At 42.6% G+C, this 23969-nt stretch carries 24 protein-coding genes and 2 pseudogenes; 12 read left to right on the top strand and 14 right to left on the bottom strand.

Annotated elements, in window-relative coordinates; all coding sequences use genetic code 11:
• Nucleotides 1-11: 11 nt before the first annotated feature.
• Nucleotides 12-1436, bottom strand: a complete 1425-nt coding sequence (gene sbcB, locus ACK5MF_RS01690; RefSeq protein WP_416918745.1) for an exodeoxyribonuclease I — start codon at nt 1434-1436, stop codon at nt 12-14.
• 321 nt (nt 1437-1757) lie between these two features.
• Between sbcB and ACK5MF_RS01685 the strand changes: the two are divergent.
• A pseudogene (locus ACK5MF_RS01685) lies at nt 1758-1955 on the top strand (integrase arm-type DNA-binding domain-containing protein); the annotation flags it as partial.
• Nucleotides 1956-2041: 86 nt separating this feature from the next.
• On the opposite strand, the gene ACK5MF_RS01680 reads toward ACK5MF_RS01685, so the two are convergent.
• Nucleotides 2042-2842, bottom strand: a complete 801-nt coding sequence (locus ACK5MF_RS01680) for a hypothetical protein (RefSeq protein ID WP_416918743.1) — start codon at nt 2840-2842, stop codon at nt 2042-2044.
• Nucleotides 2843-2993: 151 nt separating this feature from the next.
• On the bottom strand, nt 2994-3701 hold the full coding sequence (locus ACK5MF_RS01675) for an NAD(P)H-binding protein (RefSeq protein WP_416918742.1): 708 nt from the start codon (nt 3699-3701) through the stop codon (nt 2994-2996).
• Between the two features lie 147 nt (nt 3702-3848).
• Here ACK5MF_RS01675 and cobT point away from each other — a divergent pair, with 147 nt between their 5' ends.
• From cobT to btuD, 5 genes are all read left to right on the top strand, one after another.
• Nucleotides 3849-4895 carry a nicotinate-nucleotide--dimethylbenzimidazole phosphoribosyltransferase gene (cobT, locus tag ACK5MF_RS01670; protein WP_416918740.1) on the top strand — a complete coding sequence of 349 codons (1047 nt, stop codon included), beginning with the start codon at nt 3849-3851 and terminating at the stop codon, nt 4893-4895.
• Nucleotides 4895-5695, top strand: a complete 801-nt coding sequence (locus ACK5MF_RS01665; protein WP_416918738.1) for an adenosylcobinamide-GDP ribazoletransferase — start codon at nt 4895-4897, stop codon at nt 5693-5695. The genes cobT and ACK5MF_RS01665 overlap by 1 nt, the downstream gene beginning before the upstream one ends.
• A gap of 357 nt (nt 5696-6052) precedes the next feature.
• Complete coding sequence (locus ACK5MF_RS01660; protein ID WP_416918736.1) at nt 6053-7081, top strand: succinylglutamate desuccinylase; 1029 nt, start codon at nt 6053-6055, stop codon at nt 7079-7081.
• A 104-nt stretch (nt 7082-7185) separates the two neighbouring features.
• Nucleotides 7186-8196, top strand: a complete 1011-nt coding sequence (gene btuC, locus ACK5MF_RS01655; protein ID WP_416918734.1) for a vitamin B12 ABC transporter permease BtuC — start codon at nt 7186-7188, stop codon at nt 8194-8196.
• Nucleotides 8183-8938 (top strand): vitamin B12 ABC transporter ATP-binding protein BtuD, encoded by a 756-nt coding sequence (btuD, locus tag ACK5MF_RS01650; protein ID WP_416918732.1) that lies wholly within the window; start codon nt 8183-8185, stop codon nt 8936-8938. Before btuC ends, btuD begins: the two co-directional genes overlap by 14 nt.
• A gap of 265 nt (nt 8939-9203) precedes the next feature.
• On the opposite strand, the gene ACK5MF_RS01645 is transcribed toward btuD, so the two are convergent.
• The 3 genes from ACK5MF_RS01645 to ACK5MF_RS01635 all read right to left on the bottom strand — a co-directional run bounded on the left by ACK5MF_RS01645 (nt 9204) and on the right by ACK5MF_RS01635 (nt 11596).
• The gene (locus ACK5MF_RS01645) at nt 9204-9779 is read right to left on the bottom strand and encodes a nucleoside triphosphate pyrophosphohydrolase family protein (RefSeq protein WP_416918730.1); all 576 of its coding nucleotides are present in this window, start codon (nt 9777-9779) and stop codon (nt 9204-9206) included.
• 121 nt (nt 9780-9900) lie between these two features.
• Nucleotides 9901-10251, bottom strand: a complete 351-nt coding sequence (locus ACK5MF_RS01640; protein ID WP_416918728.1) for a DUF2750 domain-containing protein — start codon at nt 10249-10251, stop codon at nt 9901-9903.
• A gap of 127 nt (nt 10252-10378) precedes the next feature.
• Complete coding sequence (locus ACK5MF_RS01635) at nt 10379-11596, bottom strand: MFS transporter (RefSeq protein WP_416918726.1); 1218 nt, start codon at nt 11594-11596, stop codon at nt 10379-10381.
• Between the two features lie 133 nt (nt 11597-11729).
• On the opposite strand from ACK5MF_RS01635, the gene ACK5MF_RS01630 reads away from it, so the two are divergent.
• The gene (locus ACK5MF_RS01630) at nt 11730-12599 is read left to right on the top strand and encodes a LysR family transcriptional regulator (RefSeq protein ID WP_416918724.1); all 870 of its coding nucleotides are present in this window, start codon (nt 11730-11732) and stop codon (nt 12597-12599) included.
• Nucleotides 12600-12619: 20 nt separating this feature from the next.
• On the opposite strand, the gene ACK5MF_RS01625 is transcribed toward ACK5MF_RS01630, so the two are convergent.
• Nucleotides 12620-12850: a glutaredoxin family protein gene (locus ACK5MF_RS01625; RefSeq protein WP_102955196.1), complete on the bottom strand. Its 231-nt coding sequence runs from the start codon at nt 12848-12850 to the stop codon at nt 12620-12622.
• A gap of 182 nt (nt 12851-13032) precedes the next feature.
• Between ACK5MF_RS01625 and ACK5MF_RS01620 the strand changes: the two genes are divergently transcribed.
• Genes ACK5MF_RS01620 through ACK5MF_RS01610 form a run of 3 tightly spaced genes read left to right on the top strand, consistent with a single transcriptional unit; the run spans nt 13033 to nt 14807 of the window.
• A complete protein-coding gene (locus tag ACK5MF_RS01620; protein WP_416918722.1) occupies nt 13033-13539 on the top strand; it encodes a M48 family metallopeptidase in 507 nt (168 codons plus the stop codon).
• Entirely contained in the window at nt 13536-14537 is a 1002-nt protein-coding gene (rlmF, locus tag ACK5MF_RS01615; protein WP_416918720.1) for a 23S rRNA (adenine(1618)-N(6))-methyltransferase RlmF, read from the top strand. The genes ACK5MF_RS01620 and rlmF overlap by 4 nt, the downstream gene beginning before the upstream one ends.
• 48 nt (nt 14538-14585) lie before the next feature.
• The gene (locus tag ACK5MF_RS01610; protein WP_416918719.1) at nt 14586-14807 is read left to right on the top strand and encodes a hypothetical protein; all 222 of its coding nucleotides are present in this window, start codon (nt 14586-14588) and stop codon (nt 14805-14807) included.
• A gap of 8 nt (nt 14808-14815) precedes the next feature.
• On the opposite strand, the gene pilW is transcribed toward ACK5MF_RS01610, so the two are convergent.
• On the bottom strand, nt 14816-15526 hold the full coding sequence (gene pilW / locus ACK5MF_RS01605) for a type IV pilus biogenesis/stability protein PilW (RefSeq protein ID WP_416918717.1): 711 nt from the start codon (nt 15524-15526) through the stop codon (nt 14816-14818).
• Nucleotides 15527-15702: 176 nt separating this feature from the next.
• Nucleotides 15703-16644, bottom strand: a complete 942-nt coding sequence (gene metA / locus ACK5MF_RS01600; RefSeq protein ID WP_416918715.1) for a homoserine O-succinyltransferase MetA — start codon at nt 16642-16644, stop codon at nt 15703-15705.
• A 160-nt stretch (nt 16645-16804) separates the two neighbouring features.
• On the opposite strand from metA, the gene ACK5MF_RS01595 reads away from it, so the two are divergent.
• Nucleotides 16805-17176: an ATP-binding protein gene (locus ACK5MF_RS01595; RefSeq protein ID WP_416918713.1), complete on the top strand. Its 372-nt coding sequence runs from the start codon at nt 16805-16807 to the stop codon at nt 17174-17176.
• Nucleotides 17177-17209: 33 nt separating this feature from the next.
• Here the strand turns inward: ACK5MF_RS01595 and ACK5MF_RS01590 are convergent, their stop codons facing one another.
• The 5 genes from ACK5MF_RS01590 to ACK5MF_RS01570 form a co-directional block, all read right to left on the bottom strand.
• Nucleotides 17210-18358: an ABC transporter permease gene (locus ACK5MF_RS01590; RefSeq protein WP_416918711.1), complete on the bottom strand. Its 1149-nt coding sequence runs from the start codon at nt 18356-18358 to the stop codon at nt 17210-17212.
• Complete coding sequence (locus tag ACK5MF_RS01585; RefSeq protein WP_416918763.1) at nt 18345-19538, bottom strand: ABC transporter permease; 1194 nt, start codon at nt 19536-19538, stop codon at nt 18345-18347. Before ACK5MF_RS01585 ends, ACK5MF_RS01590 begins: the two co-directional genes overlap by 14 nt.
• 2 nt (nt 19539-19540) lie before the next feature.
• Nucleotides 19541-20515, bottom strand: coding sequence for an HlyD family secretion protein (locus tag ACK5MF_RS01580; protein WP_416918709.1), 975 nt, complete (start codon nt 20513-20515; stop codon nt 19541-19543).
• A complete protein-coding gene (locus tag ACK5MF_RS01575; protein ID WP_416918707.1) occupies nt 20512-21984 on the bottom strand; it encodes a TolC family protein in 1473 nt (490 codons plus the stop codon). Before ACK5MF_RS01575 ends, ACK5MF_RS01580 begins: the two co-directional genes overlap by 4 nt.
• 251 nt (nt 21985-22235) lie before the next feature.
• A complete protein-coding gene (locus tag ACK5MF_RS01570) occupies nt 22236-22469 on the bottom strand; it encodes a hypothetical protein (protein WP_416918705.1) in 234 nt (77 codons plus the stop codon).
• A gap of 388 nt (nt 22470-22857) precedes the next feature.
• Between ACK5MF_RS01570 and ACK5MF_RS01565 the strand changes: the two are divergent.
• Nucleotides 22858-23802, top strand: a pseudogene (locus tag ACK5MF_RS01565) (histidine kinase); the annotation flags it as partial.
• Between the last annotated feature and the right edge of the window lie 167 nt (nt 23803-23969).

The following is a 23969-nucleotide window of genomic DNA, read 5'->3' as shown; positions in this document are numbered from 1 at the left end:
GGGCGATGCCCCTAGGAAACGAGTTTTTCAACGTATTGATAAACGGATTTTAAAAGAGTGATTTTCTTTTCGTCACTCTCATGCTCATGAACTAAGTTTTCCAAATTGAGCATGTAATCTTCAATGCGTGATTGATAAAAATCACGGCAATGATCAGCCCAGCGTCGCTGTTCTGTTTCATCCAATGTCCAGGGATAATGACGAGCGCGATAGCGGTACAGTAAGGGCTCGATACGCTTATCTGCGAACGTAATGTCCAACGCAGCTAAGTACTCAGGCGGTGTGTTACGGATAATATCCATTGCAGCTTTGTCTGCCGGAGAGAAGAATCCATCATACAACTGAGTATCTACATCGCCACTTTGTTCATACTCACGGTCGATAGAAAACAGTGCAACCAGTTTTTCCCTGATTTCAGGATGTTGACGGATCAATGTCAAATTGGCTAAACACTGTTCGCGGTTAATGCCAATCTTTTCTGCATTTTCAGCCGTAAGCGTCTTCGCTGGTGCGAGAATAGGGCATTTATTCAGATGCACCAGTTTCACCGGAACAGGAAGTTCATCAGGTGCCAGCTCATCATGTTTTGTATAAAGGCGCGTGTGAAGCTCTTCACTGGACAGTTCAATCAACGGCTGTGGGTTCTTCGCTAAGTCCGCTACTATCACTGCATTTTGATTGGTTGGATGCCAGGCAATAGGTACTATCCAACTTGTGTACTGGCATTCTCTGCCTAACATTCCAGACACATGCATCAGAGGCGTCATATTGACGATATCGACTAACTCAGTGAGTTTGCGTTTCTGGCGCATGGTGAAGAAGTAATCAAACAACTTTGGTTGCGCGGCTTTAACTTTTTTTGCCAACTCGATAGTCGCAATCACGTCTGCCATCGCGTCGTGGGCATTTTCATGTTCTATGCCATTGGCTTTGGAAAGATGTTCAAGCTTAAAGCTAGCAAAACCTTCTTCATTTTCAGGCCAAACAATGCCTTCTGGGCGCAGAGCGTGACAAGCACGCATGACGTCTAATAAATCCCAGCGAGAGTTGTTATTTTGCCAGCTCCAAGAGTAGGGGTCGAAAAAGTTGCGATAGCAAGTATAACGAGTCACTTCATCATCGAAGCGAATGCTGTTGTAGCCAAGGCTGGTCGTATTTGGCTGCGACAATTCATTGTGGATGCGTGCAATGAATTCGGGTTCAGATAAGCCTTGCGCCATGGCTTTTTGCGGTGTAATACCTGTAATCAACGCGGCTTCCGGCGCCGGTAAATAATCACAAGGCAGTTGGCAGTAGATAACTAATGGTTCACCGATGATATTAAAATCCATATCGGTGCGTACGCCAGCAAACTGACTAGGACGATCTTTAGCTGGGCTTGTACCCCAAGTCTCGTAGTCGAAGAAGAAGAATGTTGGTTGTTCATCAGTTTTCATTGAATTTTTAACTTTTGTTGTAACTGTCAAAATAAGCCTTTAATAGCAACCGATTAGAGTCATTTCTTGTGATATCTTTTTCTATGGTTTTTTAAGTTTTCTCACGTCTTACATTTGCACTTGCGTCTAAATGTGTGTCCGTTTTTTGTAAGCACTGTGTCCAATTTTTTAAGGTATAGAATGAGCATTACAGACAAGCAACTTAAATCAATTGAGAAGCTTAGTGATTACAACGGGCCATCAGTGCTAAATGATGGAGAAGGACTTATTGCTAAGATTTCACCCAAAGCGAATATCACGTTTCAATAACGATGCCGATTCAATGGGAAGAACAAACGCATCCGTATCGGCAAGTATCTTCGGGTCAGTCTAAAGCAAGCAAGGCAGATCCACAAACGAATGTTGGAGCTAAAAAAAGAAGGGCGAAACCCTGAGGTAAAGTTAACTGGTGAAACTGACTTTGTAACGTTAAAACAGTGCCTTGATAGAAGCGTGTTTATGGATGGACGCTCCTTGTGAGTTGCGATAAGTCGAACACAACATGTGGTTGTTTGTTTCGGGCATAAAAAACCGCCATGAAGGCGGTTCTATATTTAAATTTTTGGTTATGCTGATATCTTTCTTGTTTTAATTTTTTCTTTGTTGAGTTCAGTTTCATTAGAGAATGTCGGTTTTTTACCTCTAACTCTAATCTTTAAACCATTTTTTTTGTATTTTTCAATAACTTCTTTAACATCAACCGGCGGAGCTTCAGCATTTGGTGAAGTCGTACAACCAGAATATCTTACTTTATCCATAAGGCCTCCTCTCTCACCTGTTTGCATAGATAAAATTAACTCTTCTAGCTGTGAGTATATCAATTCATACTCTGCATTGCCAATATCGCTTAAGTTTTCGACAGTATGATCACCATCAAGCGTGTGATTAAACACAGAGACTGGCTCAGATGAAAATGGATCTATTTTACATGCCTCAATCACCGCACGCTTTGTATTATACATACCATCAACATAGGCATGTATTGCGTGATAAGCTCCGGTGCCGCCTGCAATAAGCCCTTGGTCATGGATGCATTTGACTGGAATTGGTGTCCACTCATGTATAGTTATATCGACAAAACTTAACGAATCAAATCCTAATGATGCGCAGTTCTCTGCTTGTACTTCATATTGTTCTTTGTCGAGCATTCCTAAAATTAGAGCTTGATGCAGTAGTATTTGGTCGTAAACACCGCTATAGAAAATTATACGTTCCGCACCGATTGTATGTTGAATCTCTTCATCAAAAATATCCAGGTTTGGAATAAACAAGTACTTGTTGAGTGGGACATCTACTTGCAGTCCATTTGTATTGGACCACATGGAATCACAAGTACCGGAAGAATCGTTTACCAGAAACGTAGTCATTACAAACCTATAATTATTTGTTTAAATCAGTCTAAGCCTTGCTTCAACAATAACACCAATGATCTTGCAATTACCATTGAGAGGTACTGTTTTGTCGTCGGTTTCAAGTAATCTTGGCCACCATCAGATACAAACTTCTTAAAGGTCACTATCAGCGATATTGACTAAGCATGTTTCGCATAGCAATACTGTCCAGAATAACGACGTGTTTAGCTTCGGCATCGAACAAGTTGTAGAACATAGTTTGAGCAACGTCTTGTGCATGAATTGGCACGAAATTTTTTAGCTTACCAAACAATAGATATTTGCCTACAGACATTATTTTTTGCACCAACACTTCACCGCTTCTGGTTATTGCTCTATTTCCCACTAATGGTCCCGGTCTGACGAACGTGACATGAGCAAAGCCAATCTGGCGAATGGCTTCTTCCATTCGACCCTTACAACGCAGATAGTGAGACTTGGACCTTGAATGCGCGCCATAGCTGGAAACGACGGCCAATCGCTCGACACCAAGCAGTTTCATCTGCTGAGCAACATGACAAACCAGTGCAAAATCGACTTTTTCCAACCCTCTTTTTGAGCCTGCTTGTTTTAAGGTTGTACCAAGGGCAATGATGCCTAACTGCGGTCGAACATCGTTATCATCCCAATGTTTTATGTTAAGGTCTGCATCGACCCGTTGGGTTAGTTTGCTTCGATGTCCTGCAAATGTCAGCGGCTTTCTGCTCAATGTGTAAACATGTTCAATAGCATTTTCTTTTAATGCAATATTAAGACAGCAAGAGCCAACTAAGCCTGATGCTCCTGCAATAATAATACAGGATTTATTTGCTGATAAATTAGAGTGATCGACCATCTGTATACCTGCCACGATGACTTAATAGTTTGAAATTAATCTAATTGCTCGAAAATATACAAGTATTTTATTGATAGATGCGCTGTCGGTTTGCCGTTGAATAGGTTTTGTGAGTAGACTGCGTCATCTCATTTCAAAATTAAAGCATTGTTCAAGGAATCAATCATGTTAGATCTCGCATTTAGCGATGCTATTTGGCATCGTATCAATCAAAAAACCAAACCATTAGGCTCTTTAGGCCAATTAGAACAAGTCGCTTATCAATTGGCTCTGCTCCAAAGCCAAGGTAAGTCGAAAGCGGTTGAACATATTTCTATAGAGCAGCCAACCGTACTGGTGTTTGCTGGCGATCATGGTATTGCCGATGAAGGTATCAGTATTGCGCCTAGTGCTGTAACACAACAGATGGTCTTGAACTTCTTAGCAGGTGGTGCAGCGATCAACTGTTTCTGTCGAGCTAATAATGTGGCAATGAAGGTGATCGATACTGGTATCTTGCTGCCTATCGAAAGTCCGCACCCAGACTTCATTGTTCAGCGTTTAGGTAAGCGCACCGAGAATTTTGCTGAGCAGGCTGCTATGTCTTCAGAGCAGGTCGAACAAGGGTTAGACTACGGACAATCGTTGGTTGAGAGCCTTATTGATGCGGGAAGTAATTTGGTGATGTTTGGCGAAATGGGCATTGCTAATACGTCTAGCGCCGCTGCACTGTTGGCGAGCCTGTCTGATCTTGCTGTCACCGAATGTGTTGGCAAGGGAACGGGTATATCAGACGAACAGTTTGAGAAGAAGTGCCAACTGGTCGCGAAAGGTGTTGAACGCAGTAAAGGCAAAAACGCTAAGCAAGCGTTAGCAGAAGTGGGTGGTTATGAAATCGTGCAAATGGCTGGCGCGTTCATAGGTGCATACCGTAAGAAAACGCCAGTTCTAGTCGATGGTTTCATTGTTACAGTGGCAGCTTATGTTGCGACTCTTATCGAACCCGAGTGTCGAGACACCATGATTTTTGCTCATTGTTCTGATGAGTCAGGTCATAAGAAGGTTCTGCAGTTACTCGAAGCTATGCCTTTATTGAATTTGAGTTTGAGACTTGGAGAGGGAACAGGGGCCGCCCTTGCCGTACCACTACTTAAAGCTGCCGCTGAGTTTTACAACAACATGGCGAGTTTTGAAGAGGCAGGAGTGACAGTGTAATGCTGGCAAAACTCAAATATCAGTTTGAACTGTTTCTCCTGGCGCTTAGCTTTTTCTCTCGAATTCCTGTACCGGCGAATTTGCCATACAGTGGCGAAAGAATGAATCAGTCAGGCCGATATTTTGCTTTGGTTGGGGTATTGCTCGGCTCACTTTGCGCAGGTTTTTATGCATGTGCAGAACTGATAGTAACGTCCGAGATCAGCGTTTTCTTAACCATGGTTCTAAGTCTGATGTTAACCGGAGCCTTCCATGAAGATGGCTTAGCAGACATGGCGGATGGCATTGGTGGTGGGATGACGGTTGAACGTCGTCTCATTATCATGAAAGACAGTCGTATTGGTACTTACGGCTCTTCTGCGTTAATGATGGCGTTATTGGGCAAGTATGTGTTGCTTGTGGCTGCGAGTGATATTATTTCTTTGATTCCAATATGGTTAGTGGGATATACATTAAGTCGTGCGGTGGCATCGTCGTTTATATTCAACACTCCTTATGTCTCAGACAGTGATACCAGCAAAAGCAAACCTCTGGCTCATAAGCAGAGCTATCGAGAACTCGCGCTAGTCGTGATTACTGGGTTAATGCCATGTGTGCTTCTTGATGGCTATCTAACCCTGGTTCTTATTACCATTGCACTTGTATTTCGTTATCTATTTAAACGTTGGTTAATTGGTCGACTGGGTGGATTTACCGGAGATTGTTTAGGTGCTGCACAGCAACTGATGGAACTGATCATTTATCTTGTTGTTGTGATATTCGCTCAGAATGGTTTGTCTGTTATTGGCGCTGTGTTATGAGCGTGCGATTGATCTTCGCTGTTGCTCGAAGTAGCAAATCTAGCGTCGTTGAAAAGTTGGCAAAGCATTCAAACTCTGACTATCTCGCTGTTATTCAGCGATATTGGAGAAAGAAAATTCAAAACTGAGATTTAAAACAAGGGTTTCAACCAATTGAAGCCGATTGGCTATAGAGTCTCAAAACCAGTTAGGATAGAATTCGCCTTCAACGTAATCTAGCAATAGTCGAACAGGTTATAAAAGTACAGCAGGCATATTTCATTTTATATTGAGGTTCAACTCAATAAGTGAGATCACTTCAACATAAATTGTTTGCTCAATTCTTTAACATACCGCTGTGCAATAAAGGAGTAGCGCATGACGAAGTCTCTATTTCGCCAATCTTTTCTTTTCGACAGTCTCGATCTTGAACAATCAATGAAGCCAAACCAAGTGACAGCATCTAATGGTGTCACTCTTAAGTTGCTTCAGCGCGGTATGTTGGAAGTGATTCCAGCTAAGCAAAATTCCGATACTAAAAATATTGTTATCTCATGCGGCGTTCATGGTAACGAAACAGCCCCGATGGAGCTTATCGATAAACTGGTTAATGATATTCTGAGCGGATTCCAAACCGTTAATGAACGATGCTTGTTTATCATCGCCAATCCTGAAGCGACTAAGTTACATGTGCGTTCTCTCGATGAAAACTTAAATCATCTGTTTGACGAGAAAGTGCACAATCAGAGTAAAGAGCTCGCGATTGCAGATAACCTGAAAATAGTGCTGAAAAATTTCTACGCAGAAACAGAGGTTCAGTCTCGTTGGCATCTAGATTTGCACTGCGCCATTCGTAGCTCCAAACACTACTCATTTGCCGTGAGCCCCAAATCACGCCATCCAGTACGCAGTAAAGCTCTGCTGGACTTCATCGAAAATGGTCATGTTGATGCGGTAATGTTCTCAAATGCACCTGCTTGTACTTTCAGTTGGTACAGCGCTGAAACCTACGCTGCACAGGCGATGATGATTGAATTAGGGCAGGTTGCTGAGATTGGTTTCAACAACATGCAGCGTTTAACTGCGTTTGATTTGTCATTGCGTGATTTGATCTCTAGAACTCAATCTGAGCATTTGCCAAGAAAAACGACTATGTACCGTGTTAGTCGCACCATTGTTCGCATTCACGACGATTTTGATTTCTTGTTTGACGACAATATTGATAACTTCACCACTTTTATGCATGGCGAAGTGTTTGGTCATGACGGTGACAAGCCGTTGATGGCTAAGAATGAAGAAGAAGCCATCGTGTTCCCGAATCGTAATGCAGCAGTGGGCGAACGGGCAGCATTAATGGTTTGCAAAGTAAAAATTCGTTATGACGACGGTCAAGCGATATACGATTAGAGTATTTAAACGTCGTCTCTACTATTGATGCTTTATATTTGAATGGCTTAACGGTAAGGTTAAGCCATTCTTTTTTGTCATACGAAAATTCTCTCATACAGTTTATGGATTTTAGTCAACTTATGCTGCACAAGCAGCGACGCTGGAAGCAAGCAGGGTATCTTTTGCTTGCTGCATTGCTATTTGTCAGTGTGATTTACTTAATGGTTGGTGAAATCTTTATCTCACCTTTTCGTTCTCTGAATGAGCTAGTTCTGGGCGACCTAGAAAGTCGTTTAGTATTGGACTTGCGTTTACCACGGCTCTTCGCTGCGATGATGATTGGAGCCGCGTTAGCGCTATCTGGTGCAACGCTTCAAGTACTGCTCGGTAACGTGCTTGCCGAGCCTGGAATCATTGGTATTTCTGGTGGTGCTAGTGTCGCGATGGTGATTCTATTGTTTTTCTTTCCCGCCATTGCCAGCCCTGAAGCGTTTATGGTGTCTGCCATTGTTGGCGCTTTATTATTTACCTTATTGTTGGTGTTTGTTGCAAATGCAATGCGACTGACCACAACGCGCCTACTTCTGGTTGGTGTTGCACTCGGCATTTTGTCAGGTTCAGTCGTGACATGGGCATTTTACTTCAGTGATGAGTTGAGCCTACGCCAACTCATGTATTGGTTGATGGGCAGTATTGGTGGCGTGAGTTGGTATCAGCACACTCTTACTCTTATCGCTTTACCCGTGATGATTTGGTTGTTGTTACAAGGCTCAGTTTTAGACAAATTGATGCTTGGTGAAACTCATGCGAAGCAACTGGGTGTTGATGTCAATCGAATCCGTTGGAAATTGATACTGGCTGTGTCGGTTCTCGTTGGAGCCGCAGTTGCTTTAGGTGGTGTGATCGGATTTGTCGGTTTGGTTGTACCCCATTTGCTGCGCTTAGCCTTGGGATCGGAAAACAGAATGTTACTGCCATTAAGTGTGCTAAGTGGCGCTCTTCTCATGGTGTTTGCCGATATGGTCGCTCGTCTTGCTCTGGATTCCGCAGAGCTGCCTTTAGGTGTTGTCACCACTACCATTGGTGCACCGATTTTCATCTGGATGTTGGTTAGAAATCATGATTCGCGTTAATAGCCTGCACGTTAACGAACGTTTACTGCCTCTATCATTTCAATGTAATGCTGGAGAGATCCTTCATGTCGTTGGTCCCAATGGCAGTGGTAAAAGCACGCTTCTATCCGCGATTGCGGGGGTGATTGATAGTTCTGGAGAGATACTGCTTGGGGACTTCGATGTTAAAAGTAATTCGCTGAGTGAAGTGGCGCTTCGCAGAGCGTATTTATCCCAAAGTGACAAGCCGGCTTTTAATTTGGATGTGTTTCAATATTTAGCTCTATCCCTACCAGTCAATAGCGCTCTGCAGGATCCTAAAGTGAACCAAGCTGTAAAGCATTTTGCCCACCTGTTGAAGATTGACGATAAGCTGCATCGCTCTATCCATCAATTATCAGGAGGAGAGTGGCAACGAGTCCGTTTAGCTGGAAGTTGTTTGCAAGTTTGGCCTGCTATCAACCCTTATTCGAAGCTGTTGATCCTAGACGAGCCTAGTGCACCTTTAGATATTGCTCAAGAAGGATTGTTATACCAACTGATTGCACAAATGGCGCAAGAGGGATTAGTTATCATTATGGCTAATCATGATTTAAACCGAAGCCTGCGATATGCTGACAAAGTGTTACTTCTTGACCAAGGCATTGCTCAGAGTATTGGTGAACCAAGTGAAGTATTGAGTGAAGAGCATCTATGCCGTGTATTTGGCACATCTGTGAGATGTGTAGCACTTGACGGTAAACCTTACTTAATATTCGATTAATTTTGGTGCATTGAGCACAAATCTGGTTCAGATATCACAGAAGTGAGTTGCTGACTCTTTGTTTATATTGATGGTGAATAAATTAAACTTATATATATCAATAGGTTAGATTTAATTTAAAAGTTGGCACACAATTAGCATTAATAAGAGTGATACATTCTCGTTCTTGTTAGGCTTTTTATAGTCTCATTCGCCACCTTGCTCCCAAGGTGGCATTTTTTTAGCTTAGACCAAATAAACGATTTTGCTAGTGCAATGGTTTAAGTTACTGAGTTAGGACTTCTAGATTTGCTGGGCGGTAATAGACAGATTTCAGAACTTTACCTTGGCGAATGGTCTTACTTTCCGATATAAAATCTTCTGCACATTTAGCAATCAGGTAATCACCTTTTTGTACGGCCATTAGCTTGATGCCTTGTTCCGCATAAAAAGCTTCTGTATCACCATACTCTTTTTCGTTTCGACATACTTTGCTCATGTTCGAGCTATGAACTTCATCCCAACAAGGAAGGAAATCGATACCACGGTTTACTGCAACGTTAAGGAGTAGGTCAATCAAGTAACTGATGGCGATGTTATCATTGAGGTTGCTGTGCCCAAGGTGAACTAAACGCCCCATCAGTACATAAACGCTATCTACAATCGCATCCGCTTGTTCCGTCTTATTGTCAGCTTCGGCAAGCTCGGTGAGTTCTTCGATTGCGAGTGAAGTGTGAAGAGTATCTGCTTTTGCATCTAAGCTAGCTGGGTCCGCTACTGGTAAGTCAAAAGTGCTACGGAATTCGTTAATGTCGCGGTACAGGTGGTCGTAAATTTCTTGTGTCAGCTTAGATAAATGCATGGGTTCAATCCAGTTGAAAATTAACAGGCGGTCATAGTACCAAAGCTCGAACCACAAATACAAAACAAGACGCCAATAGCGTCTTGTTTTGTCAACGTGAGGAAAGGAAATCTTCGCTCGCTTAAAGATACATTTTGGCTAGTTCTGCAGGCTCAAGTTCTTTACCTTCTAAAGTTTGGTTCCAGTTGATACCAACAAGAACACCATCTTCATCAAGAGTGATCAGCCAATCTTCAACGAAAATATCAAGTGGGATCTCCAAAACCTCGAAGTCTGCCCATTCTTCGACATTGTGCAGTTCAGCATCTTCTTTTGAAGACCAGAAAGGCATTACTTCGCTTTCTTCGAATTCCGTTGACTCACAAGATAACCAACCTTCTTCATTGCGCAAGCCCCAAACTAATTGGTTTTCTTGAGTTTCTTTGATGAATAGCTCTAGGTTAGCTTGAACATCTGCTGTTAATTTGCTCATTTTATTTTCTCATTAAGAATGATGCTCGAAGGGTAGCACTTTGAGGCATTTTTTCCCATTAACATTTGGAAAAGACACAACAAAAAGGCGGCCATTAGTCCTATTACCACGTCATTGATAACACAGTTTAGTGAGTTGAATTGAGCACCGCTGATTGCCCTGTTATTGGGGTGCGTGCTGTCTGGCTTAGTTTCCAACATAAGGCAAACATCAAAGCATAGATAACCAACCCTGCTGCGGCAACCATAGTCCATCCACCGTGTTGCCAAAAATAGAGCAAGTAGAAGCCACCCAAACTACCACCGATATAATAATGAGAAAGATATAAAGCGGTTGCGGTCGCTTTTGCTTCGGTCGCTTTTTGACTTACCCAAGCATAAGCCAGTGTATGAGTGAAGAACGCCCCAAAGCTAATCAACATCAAGCCAATAAGCATCATAGGAATTGAGGCGATAATCGCCACGATCATGCCGCTAAGACTGATAAAACCACCAACGACCATACCTGAAATTGGAGAGAAGCGTCTGCTCCAATTGGACGTTAATTTTGAGCTCAAGGTGCCAGCCAAGTAACAAACGAAGATCAGCGATGCTAAACCAATAGGTAGGTTATAAGGTTCGCTGACGAGTCTGAACCCCATAACCGAATACAAATTAACAAATAGCGCAAAGTTAGCACCGCCGATGAGCATAGCAAACCAAAGTGTTTTGTTTGATAGATGTTTAATCAGAGCACGATTATGATGGAAGAAAAGACCTTTTTGCGGTTTGAAATTTTGCTGAACAGGCAGTAAGACAAGCACTAAGATTGCCCCAAATAGAGTAAATATAGCCGCAATGATTAGCGCTTCCTTCCAACCTAATGCGTCAGTGAGTAAGCCGCCGAAAATACGTCCGCTGATGCCTCCTAACGAGTTTGCTGCAATATAGCCACCAATGGCTTTGCTAAACGCTTGTGGTGTTAGCTCTTCAACCATGTAAGCAACCGCAACAGAGGCGAAAGCCGCTAGTGCAACCCCCAACAACGCTCTTGCTGCGACCATAACCCAAAACTCGCCACTAATTAGCATTACTAGACTTATGAAAGGCATGGCGAATAAGCCAAGTAACATAACCTTTCTGCGACCAATCGCTTCTGAAGTGATTGCCCAAGGCACTAAGCATACCGACAGTGCAAAAGTTGATGCAGCAAATAACCAGTTAATTTGTGTTTCAGAAACAGCAAAGTGCTTTGCCATGTATGGCAACATTGGCTGGAAAAGATAGAGGTTGCAAAATACGAGGAATGAACCAAATGCGAGAGCAAAAGTGACTTTCTTGTATTGCGGGCTTTGTAATTCGATCATAACGCTCTCAACACACCAAGTGGTGAATAAAACTGGAAGTGGCTCACAAATTATCAGTGAAAAATGAATTAATAAAATATATTAAAACTATAATTGCAATATAAATAATTAATAGCTAACGACGCGTCTGCATATGGAAACTCGCCACCTTAAATATTTCGTTGCTGTTGCTGAACAACAAAGCTTTACTCACGCTGCTAATGCTTTACATATTGCCCAGCCTGCGTTGAGTATCGCTATCAAAAAGTTTGAACAGCAGCTTGGAGTCACCTTGTTTAAACGTGATGAAAGGAAAGTCAGCCTCACTCATGAAGGTGAAGTATTACTTGAACACGCTATGCGGGTATTACGACAGCTGGAAGACGCACAACTGGCTGTGGATGAGTTGAAGGGTTTGGTAAAGGGTGAAGTTAGGCTTGGCACGCCTAGCATGATGGGCTCGTATTTCTTTCCTGAGATCATCATGGCGTTTAAAAGCTATTTCCCTAATCTGAAAATGACCATGGTAGAAGCGGGCACACAGTCAATACGTAAAATGCTGCTTTCGGGTGAACTTGATATTGGCGTTATCCTCAACCATGATTTACCACCAGACTTGGAAGTGGATCCTCTACTATCGTCGCAAATGGTTGCTGTGGTAGGTAAAGAGCATGAGTTTGCTGATAAGAAAAAAATCGAATTTGAAGAGTTTTTCCAACACGAGCTGGTGATGTTTAAACCGGGGTATTTTCACCGCGATTTCATTGATAACACCTGTAAAGAATACAAATTAACAGCCAATATTTCGTTTGAAACCAACTTGCTACCAATGATTCTGAGTATAGTGAAGCATGAGTACGCCATCACGGCGTTATTAGAGCTAGTGACCGACCACGAACCAGAAATTCGTGCGATACCGTTTAATCCACCTGTTTATCTAGATTTAGCGCTCGCCTGGCGAAAAGAAGGTTACTTGTCCAATGCGGACAGAACCTTTATAGAATTCGTGAAAAAATACGTTTAAGTCATTAGGTGTGGTAGATGTTAGCCTTTTCCATACATACGGTCGAAATTACTCGGGTTCCAGCCAATCATTACCCGATCGCCAATTTTCAACACAGGAACGCTGCGAGCACCCATTGCGTCGAGCTCTTTGCGTCCACGTTCCATCTTCGCGTTACATAAGCGGTATTTTATCCCTTTAGAATCAAGGTATCGCTGTGCGTCTTTGCAATGTGGACACTTGTCTTTAACGTATAAAACAACTCGTTTCATGGTATTCGCTCTGCTCGTAAAGTGGCTTAGTTAAGGTGGCGTAGCAAAGCGGCAAAGTTTACCGATACACAGATAATGATGCAAACCTATAGATAATTATTGTAGCGCTTCCCTTACGCGTGAATCATTATCGACTTTCCGCTACACTGTGCGGCTTCATTTTAAGGCTTTCAAAAATACGTATGAATTCAGTACTCAGATACATTCAAGGCTATCCTGCTCATATTGTCGAGTCAGTCCAAAAGTTGGTTGATAACGATAAACTCATTCTTTGGTTCGAGCAGCGTTACCCTGAACGTCATTCTATTCAAAGTGAGAAAGCATTGTTTGAATATACGATGGCGATTAAGAATCAGTATATGAAGAAAACTGCGCCGCTGAGCAAGGTGGTTTACGACAGCAAAATACACCTAATCAATAATGCTCTGGGGCTTCACACTTACGTATCAAAAGTGCATGGCAATAAGATCAAATCAAAAAATGAAATACGCATTGCCAGTATGTTTAAAAACGCGCCTGAACCTTTATTAAGAATGCTGGTTGTTCACGAGCTTGCGCATCTGAGAGAAAAAGATCACAACAAATCCTTCTATCAACTTTGTTGTCATATGGAACCGAATTATCATCAATATGAACTGGATGCACGCATTTACATGATGGTTTTAGAATTAAGCCGAGGTAACGGATGAATACTCCAACGAATACAAGCAGTACAAAAGGCAAACATGGTTTGCATAAAAGAAATCGCCATAAAGGCAATTACGACTTTATGGCGTTGAGCGAAGTGCTGCCAGAGTTAAAACCACATCTGATTAAGAATCCTAACGGTGATTGGAGTATTACTTTCTCCGATCCCATGGCTGTAAAACTATTGAATAAGGCGTTGCTTGCTCTTCATTACGGTGTTACGTTCTGGGATATTCCGCAGGGTTACTTGTGCCCACCCATTCCGGGTCGTGCAGACTACATTCACCGCGTAGCTGACTTGCTGTATGCAGAGAACAAATCACTCAAGCAAAACAGAGTTCGAGCATTAGATATTGGTGTCGGTGCTAACTGCATTTATCCTATCATTGGTGTGACCGAGTATGGATGGAACTGTATCGGTAGTGATGTTGACCCTGTATCGGTAAAACAAGCGAATAATATTGCCCAATACAATGACAATTTGCGAGGGCGCATAGAGTGTCGTTTACAGGGCGACAGCAAAGCGATATTTACAGGCATTATCCAACCCGATGAACTGTACGATATTACGACATGTAATCCTCCTTTTCATGCTTCATTAGCAGAAGCTGAGCAGGGAACACAACGCAAGCTGAAAAATCTTCAAGCCAATAAGAAGAAAAAAGGCTTTGTTAGTCAGCCGTTAAACCCACAGAAAAATGAGAAAACGACGCTTAATTTTGGTGGGCAGAAAGCTGAACTTTGGTACCCAGGTGGCGAAGCTGAATTTATTAAAAATATGGCGTTAGAAAGCCAACATTTTGCCAAGCAGGTGCTGTGGTTCACGACTTTGATATCCAAAAGCGAAAACGTACGTTGGATGAAAAAACAACTTCAGAAAGTGGGTGTGGAGTCGATAAAAGTAGTAGAGATGCAACAAGGGCAAAAGATAACTCGTTTTATTGCATGGACTTTTCAAAATGTTGAACAGCGCAAGCTGTGGTTGCAGAGTAAATGCTAATCTATCAATAGAGGAAAACCTACAAAATCTGTAGTAGAGGAGGTAAGTATGGACATTGTGCTATTTCAACCTTGCCAACCCGATTGGATATGTAAGCCATTCCTAAGTATATTTTCATTGTTGTTGATCGTAGGATTGGTGCTGTTTATCCGCATTGTTTATCGCGAGTATCTAAAGATAAAACGAGCGAAAAAGGTGCGCCGTCTGCGTCGAGTCCATTATCGCGAAAGAAAAGACGGCAATGATGGTCGTCCTAACAACTCAAAATAGTATCGACTCTATAACTGCTTCAACAATGACAAATATTGATGTTCTAAGCTTGTATTACCTGCCCGCCGTTCTAAATTCGCCAATAATTGTAATGATGCTTTCTGATAGCCGTGGTTGTGATGAAACTGAATCAGCCTTGCTCGCGCTTGGGAAAAATCTCCGGAATCTATTTCCAGTTTTGATAACTGAAAAATGGAAAGAAAACGTTGCGGATCATGAGCGAGCGCGCGACCGAAATATTTTTTTGCCTTACTCAAACTACCGTCCTTGATGGCACATAGCCCTGCATTTTCATAGCTCTCCGCAATCATGTAATAATGCGGCTGTTCCACGGCTTGGTTGAAATACTTATCAGCCTGACGATATTGACCGGTTTTGCAAAGAAATGTGCCGTAGTTATTAAACACTTGACCGTTATTATCGTGCTCGCTCAATGCTTTTTTATAAGCTTGTTGGGCTTTCTTTGTTTCTCCAACGACGTAGTAATAATGAGCAATAGCAAGCATGGCGCGGTAGTATTCAGGAGCATGTTGTAATGCTTTTTCCAGATTCTCTCGCGCTTTAGACATATTGCCATTCTCTAGGTAGCCTAAACCTAATGTGATCCTTGATTCGGCTCTTGCGATGGGGTCACTGTTGAATCGAGAGCTCTCTTGTTGTTTTATTGTTATGCAGCCCAAAGCCGACAATGATAACAATATGATGAGTATTGATTTCATGTGTTTACTCCCTGATATTTGAAAGTATGATAATGAAATCAAGTAATTATCGAAGTTTTTGTGAAAGTTTATGCGACAGGTTTTGCATATTCACCGCAATTTTTATATCAAAATTGGTGAATAAAAGCCCACTTAGTACTAGTGGGCCCAACGTTTTATTTTAAATGCGGAATCGACTAATCATCTTTAGTAAATTTGTCTTCACTGAAGTGCTCCAAATCAAACGGAGTCTGTTGGTAAACGCAGTAGTTGAGCCAGTTGGCAAACAATAGGTGCCCGTGACTACGCCAGCTCGCTCTTGGCAGATTATCCGGATTGTCGTTCGGGTAATAATTCACTGGAATCATCGGTTCCATTCCTTCGCCTAAATCACGGATGTACTCATTGTGCAGAGTGTTGGCATCGTATTCAGGATGGCCGGTGACAAACACATTACGTTTATCTTTCGTCGAAGCCAAATACACACCAGCGACATCGGAAGTGGCTAGAATATCTAAGTCGGTATGATTACTTAAGTAATCCGCATTGAAATCAGCATAACGAGAATGAGGAGCCAAAAATGTATCATCGAAGCCACGTAAAATAGGGTGGAATGGTTGATGGATATCGTGATGATACACGCCCGATAGCTTTTCTTTACGCGTTCTTTTCGGCAGGTTGTACAATAATTTTAGACCCGCTTGTGCTGCCCAACAAACATAAAGGGTTGAGGTTACATGATGTTTTGCCCAAGTCATAATAGTCTGCAAGTGATCCCAATAGGCGACATCTTCAAACTGCACAAGACCGAGTGGAGCACCTGTAATGATCAGACCATCGAAGTTACGATCCTTAATTTTGTCGAATTGACGGTAGAAGGCATTAAGGTGTTCTTCGGGTGTATTTTTGCTTGGGCGATCATCAATGCGTAGCAATTCAATATCCAATTGAAGAGGCGAATTGGAGAGTAGACGTAGAAATTGAGTTTCAGTCTCAATCTTTTTCGGCATCAGATTTAAGATCAAAATTTTAAGTGGGCGGATTTCCTGCGTTGATGCGCGAGACTCTGGCATCACGAAAATATTCTCACTTCGTAACACATCACTGGCAGGTAATTGATCGGGGATCCTAATTGGCACAGCTTTCTCCCTTAGCTAATATTTGGACGTCTATACATCTAGACTTATAGCTTAACTCATCGCATATGTCGATAGCAAAATGCAGACAAGCCAAAATTAAGTTAATATTCGCAGCCATTATGATTATTTCATTATTTTATATTTTACAAATAGGCTCCTAATGTTGACTCTCACTCTTATCCGCGGTTTGCCCGGTTCTGGTAAATCTACTTTAGCAAAAACATTCGAGGGCATACATTTAGAGGCGGATATGTACTTTGTGAATCAGCAGGGAGAATATCGGTATCGTCCGGAAGCGATTGGAGAAGCTCATCAATGGTGTCAGAATCAAACGGATTATTGGCTGCAACAAGGTAAAAATGTCATTGTTTCAAACACTTTTGTAAAACTCTGGGAAATGAGCGCCTATGAGACGTTAGCCAAAAAGTACCACGCTAAACTGAACATTATTGTCTGCCGCGAATCTTATGGAAATATCCACGGCGTAAGGGAAGATGTCATTGAGAGAATGAGAAAAGAGTGGCAAGAATAGCCTCTCAATCTGTTCTATTTAACCGTATCTGTTCTATTTAACTGTAATAGTGTCAGTACAGTGAGTTTTTCGAAGCTGAGACCAGGCTAATATCAACCAAAACACAACCTGTCCCCATAACAAAGTCCATTGCGGCGCAATTTGTCGCCACTCTGCACCCATTTGATTGAGAGCCAAAAAACCTTGTATTGCTGGCGTACTTGGAAAAAGCTTTGCTGCCCACACTATGGGCTCAGGTATTGCTTCTACAGGCCATATAAAGCCGGCAGAGAAAATCAAAGGCATTGAGCTTAACAACACCACTAAGGTGACGAGCTCCCTACGTGGTGTAATTGAACCGAGCCAAATCCCGATAAAACAAGAGCAAAGCAAAAATGGAAACAGTAGCGTCAGAATGTCTGTTGCATATGCGAGAGTATTTACGCCATGTAAGTTAAAGCTAGCGCCGAAGTAATACATACTGAGCAGATAGTAAATGGGGATGAGGACAAGGCTTCGTAGCGCAATGAGCCTGAGGCTAGAAAGCTGGCTCCAGTAGCCATGACCGTATTTTTGTGTACCAACCATCATGCCTGAGGCAATTAACATGGTTTGTTGCAATATGAGCACGAATACGGCCGGTACAACGTAATCAACATAACCCATTCGGGCGTTGAACGTTGGTTTGAGGTTTTGTCCCGTTGGGGAGTAATGTTTGGACGCCAGAGAAAGTGGTTCCCCATCAGCCAACAGACGAGTCACTTTGGTTTTTGCGGCTAATGTGCCGCCTGCCTGAGCTAAACCTTCAACTAATGTTCCATACACTAAGAAGTAGGAAGCATCACCGGCATAGGCGAGAGTAGTACTTTTCCCCAGCATTAAGTCTTTGTAAAAGTGTTCGGGAATGACCAAAATACCGCTGACTTCTTGGTTCAAAAAAGCCATCTTTGCTTCTTCAATCGTGGAATTTCGCTGCGTTACTTTAACTTGAGGCGTGGCATCTACCATGCGTTCTAATTGATAGCTCGCCTGGCTGTTATCCAAATTCACTATGGTAAGAGTTTGTTCTCTCGGGGTTTGGTGGCTGTATGGAAGCGGATAGAGAAATGAATAAAATACAACGCCACCAAAGACAGTAAGAACCACCACCGGGTTAGTGAACAGTGCCTTTAATTCTGCTTTGATTAAGTTAAACCAGCTCATGGTCGCACCTCTTGTATTCGTCCGCTCGCAGGTGCTTTTTAAGCAACAGTAACGTTAATCCAAGCGGAACAATATACCCTAACATGGGCCATAATGAAGCGAGTGACTGATAGGCATCAAGCCCGTAACTGGCCTGACTGACTTGAACATTAATATAGTGGCTCACTGGAAGTAAACTGCGCCAAATTTGAGCCCATGTACCCATGTCACTGGCGGGAAACGTAATACCCATAAACGCAAAACTCGGTGCTGTATAAGCGGCGGCAAAACTCATCGCTCTCGCCGAATCAAGTGAAATAAAGAAAAACAGCGAACCCATAATCATGCAGGCGATAATCGTAAACCACTGGGCAATGAGTATGGTTGATATCTCACCATGCATTGGCCAGCCAAGCCCGTGATAGAACCAAGTGAGAAATGCGGCTCCCTGTAGTGCGAAAACTAAAGAATAAGGGGCCAGCGTTGTTACTAATCGAGACAGAGATTTAGGCTGTGCCCAAATCGATAAGCCGTAGGTTCTGTGATTCGCCGTTAATATCATAATGGTGGTGACCACTATGGTGATTTGCCAAATAGCGGGCACAAGAGCAGAAACAAGAAATTGAGCATAGTTGCTATTCTTATTAAATAATGGGGTTATTTGTGTGCGTATCGGCAATGCATGACTCATTGCGCTGAGTGTCGCTTGTTGACCTTTGGCGAGCGTTTTCACCACTTCGATTTGCGCATTAAAAGTGGACTGAGCTTGCACAACTGCTGAGTTGATTAACCTTCCTACCAGTATCATTTGACTGTTAAAAAAAGTGGTTACTTGTGGCGGCTCTCCTCGATAAATTGACTTATCGAATTGACTTGGAATGACGACGTATGCATATATTTCGGTGGCTTTTAAATCCTCACTGGCTTGTGCAACGTTCGCATAGCTGCGAATGACAGAGAGGGTGGATGTCGCATCCAGCTCTCTACTCAGTTGGTGAGATAACCGACTATGAGATAAATCCACAACCCCAATGGGTAGATCGCGAACAATCGCTTGAGAGAAAATCCACCAGATTGCGACAACCAGCGCTACAGGTATCCAGGTCAGACACGAAAGAAGCCAGCGATCTCTTCGCAATAATTGCCATTGAGATGTGACAACCGGTGAGTGGGTAGATGTTGAAACCACGAGGCGTTTCATCATTAAAGCTCAACCACCACGCTCATACCCATACGTAAGCCGTCAATAGGCTCCACTGGGCGAGCTTCCACTTCAAAAGTGCGTAGGTCGAAACCTTGTGTCGCATCGGTAGAGCGCCAAGTTGCAAAATCGCCCATGACGGCAATATGTGTCACTTTAAAAGGCAAAGTTTTGTTGAGCGCAGGGACAAAGGCATTAAATTGTGCATCTTTGGCAAAATTGCTGAGTAGATCTTCACGAACATTAAGAACTGCCCATGAATCCTGCGTGTCGACCACAGTCACAACAGGGAAGCCTTGAGGTGCGAGTTCACCACTTTGTAATAAAACTTGTGAAACTTCACCATTAAACCAGCTAGCTATCTGGGTATCAGCGGCATAGGCTTCAACTTCGGCAACGGCACCTTCTGCCATGCGAACTTTCTCTGCTGCGGCTTGCTTGGTCTCTTCACGTGCACCTTCTTGCGTCATGTTGTACATCTGCAACGCTGAACTTTCGGTGTATTTCGCGGCTTGCCATTGCGTTAAGGCTTCATCTTTTTTCTGCTCAGCAACCACACCATCTTTATATAAGTTGTTGACACGCAAGTAGGTTTTTTCAGCCAGTTGAGATGCGGCACGAGCCTTCAACCATTGATCTTTTGCCGCTTGAATTTGTTGCTCGCGAGCCCCGTTTTCTGCTTCTTGCGCCAGTGCGCCAGCCGCTTTTTTTCCGGCGATAGCTTGGTCAAGCTTGGCTTCAATCTCAGGACTATGGATGGTGAAAATAAGTTGCCCTTTTTCAACCCTATCCCCTTTGCGGACATAAACTTGATCGATACGCCCCGGCACTTTTGATGAAATGCTGTATTGCTGTGATTCTATCTGACCTTGCAAATGAATAGGCTTAGGTTGATATGCTTTATAGAAGCCATAGCCGACCCATGAAACCAAAGCTAAGGTGGATACAGCAACGAGTGTCGTTTTTACAGCCTTCATGATGGATCCTTTTCATTCGCTATAGATTGTGAATAAGCACTAGGTTTTAAATGAGCACTCGTTTTTGAATCAGCGTTAACGCTTGACGTAACATTAGTCAGAGGAATGGCGGACTTTTTGTAAGTGTCAAATGTGTCCATTTCGCTAGTGAGAGCAAGTAACTTATTGAGTGAAATGAGGTAATTAAAGCTCGCTACGTATTGCTGTGTTTTGATGCTCGCCAAATACAGTTCGGCATCAACAACGTCAACAGAGGTCGATAAACCTTGAGCAAACGCTTTTTGCCGAAGTTTAAGATTCTCCTGAGCAAGATTGAGGCTAGAATTTAGTCCGGTCACTTCTTCCAGTGCTTGCTCTGCTTCGAGATAAGTTTTCTTTACCAATACTTGCAAATCTTGTCGGGCTTGAGCTTTTAAGTATTTCACTTGGGAAACTGCACTTTGCGCAGCTTTCATTTGATCGCTGCGCCCGGTGTTTTCCAGTAAAGGAACACTGACACCGATGCCGACCAGCCAGTCGGGCGTCATTTGACTCGCCAATGAATCATCTTCGTAGAGATTGTAATCACCATATAGATAGACCTCAGGATAGTACTTGCCTTTTTCTGCGTTAATTAAACTGCTGGCTTGCTTTTCTTTGGCATCAAGTAAATTCAAACCCGGATAGGTGTTTAGCGTTTGATCAATAAAGGCATTCATCGGAGGGAGACTTTGATTGATGAATAGCATTCCGTCTGGTTCGACTTGCGTTGTTTGCCCCAGAATTTCGGTTAAAGCACTTTGTGCTATGTCGAGGTCTTTTTGTGCTTTCTTGCGTTCCACCGAGGCTTTATCTAATGATGCGTCGGCTTGAAGTCTTTCGACATGAGCGATTTGCCCTTGTTGTTCAAGCTTAGCCGCGTTATCTCTGTGTTTGGTTAAGCCAGCCTCGACTGAAACGCGAGTCTCTAGCACCTGTTGAGCTAGGACAACGCTGAAGTAGTATTTGGCCAAATCTTCATAGCGAGCTTGGGTTTCCATCGCGAGTTGGCTTTGTGCCTCCTCTTTTTGCCCTGAAGCGGCATTTTGTGCAGCGGAAATTCGACCACCAGTAAAAATAGGCCACACCGCCCGTATGGAGGAGGTAAAAATGTCGCGTTCGGTTATTGTCGAAGTGAAGGAACCCAACGAACTAAGAAATGCTGACAGGGCTATTGATTGTGCTGAACTCTCGGCGACTTGTTGAACTGACAGCGTAATGTTATTGTCAAGGCGAGTGTAATTCGCACCGACAGTTATGGATGGTAAGTTGAGGTTACCTTTAGAATTTGCAACATGTTCATAACGCTCTACATTGGCACGTTCTGCGGCTAAGGAGTTGTTGTTCTGTTGAAGTAATTCCCAAGCTTGCTGAAACGAAATTGGCGCAGAATACGCAGTTTGAATACCAAGCAAAGAGCACACAAAAAGAGCGACGGTTTTTGTCTTCATCTTTAGCTCTGTTATAAATAACAACTAGAGCATATGCTCTAATTATTTGCCAGTTAAGTCAACGGGTTTATCTTCAAGTAAGAACAGTATGTAGAACCCTGTACTTGAGTAACAATACCAGTGCTTGAATAGCAATACCTATGCTTCAGTAGCAATAGCGGTTGTTTGCAAAACCAAACAGCGATTGTTAGATATTGCGATTATTAAAAATGGCTGTTGTTAAAAGTAGCTATAGTTAAAAGTGACTATAGTTAAAAGTGATAGTCTGAAGGACAAAAATAATCGGCACGCCAGACAAGCTTTTTGCTGCTTTGCATTGTGCTCAGTAATTCTTGACCAGACATTTGAGGGAATGATAGAAGAACTAACATCTCTTCTACGCAAACGTCGTCTGGGTCATAAGCTCGTATATGCGTAAATGTTGAACATAGCTGTTCAGATAGCATATCTTTAGAAAGACAAATCCCTAAGTCGTCCCGTTCCATACATTTAGCCCCTTTAAAACATAGCCCTTCAAATCGTTGGGCATCAATTGCCAAAAAAGTTCGCTCACCTAAAAATTAAACAGATATTGCTCCGCTCTAATAAGTATTCATATTTGTCCATTAATTATACAACGTGTTTTTTCACTATGCTGAAGTAAAACGATGCGTTGAAGTAAAGCTTGCGGCACTTTGTGACTTCTGCCAGATTTAGCAGATGCAACTAAACTTTATTGCTAGTACTTTATGAGGGGTGAAGATACTGTTTCTGCACTAATAATATTAGCTTTTACATTGCGGTAAATTGTCCACACAGTTTACTCGTTGTTTTAGCTATTCGTTATTTAGTATTGATATTAATTCAGTGTTACTTTCGGCGTGGAGGTGAACCATGACTTGGAACAGTATCAGCTTTCGAAAACGATTGTTAATCATAATGACGTTGTCTGGTTTAATTGAACTGCTACTTTTGGTTGCAGCGGGGTTCGTCTATGTAAAACATAGCCAGGAGGAAGAAGTTGGATTAAAAGCTTTAGGCGTTGCTTCGTTTCTTGCTCAATCACCAAACGTCATCAATATGCTCCAAACCGGACATGCTACATCAGAACAACAAGAGCGTTTTCGTGACCTAACTCAACTGATTGGAGCGGCTTTTATCTCCATAGGTGATGGGCAGGGAATCCGACTTGTCCATCCTCTCGATGAGCGTGTTGGTGAGCCTATGGTCGGTGGTGATAATTACCGGGCTTTGATTGCTGGCGAGTCTTATATCTCATACGCAAAAGGATCGCTGGGTAAGTCGGTTCGCGGCAATTCAGCCATTCGCGCTGAAAGTGGTCAAATCTTAGGCGTTGTCTCCGTCGGCTATTTGCTTGATCATCTGCAACATCGGGTAGAACCTTTTTTAATCTACTTAACTGGTATGGCGTTGCTTGTTGTGGCAGCAAACGTTGTGGTTTCAAGCTATATCTCTCGTCGTTTCCAAAAAGCTATTTTGGGTTTTGAACCCGAAGAGATCAGTCGTCTTTATGTCGAGTTAGATGTGACGATGAGTACCATTAAAGAAGGGGTTTTAAGCATTGATTCAAAAGGTTATCTACGTTCTATAAACAAGAGTGCTTGCGAAATTTTAGGTCTAGATAAGGCGTTGGCACTTAATCGTTTATTAACGGAATCTCTGCCGGACAGTGACCTATATACGATTTTGCAAACCGGAGAAACGGACAAAGATGTTGAGTTATATATTAATAACAAAAGACTGATTGCCAACCGAAGTGCCATTATCGTGGATGGTAAAGTTGTCGGAGCGGTGTCCAGTTTTCGTTTGAGAGACGAAAATAGAATATGAGCAAGATAGTTTTGAAACGGTTCACACCTTAGTATTTGCGTTAAAACTGAAATTATGAAACGCGAGAAGCCCTTCGCTGTATCAACATTTGTCAAAAATTACCTTCAGTACTGGTTTTTCTAACTAACTTCGGTTATGAATTAAAGAGTTAGAGT

This window comes from Vibrio sp. (genome assembly GCF_047973365.1).
Taxonomy (GTDB): domain Bacteria; phylum Pseudomonadota; class Gammaproteobacteria; order Enterobacterales; family Vibrionaceae; genus Vibrio.
Note: the sequence above shows the minus strand (reverse complement) of the source record. Positions and strands in the feature narration are given on the sequence as shown.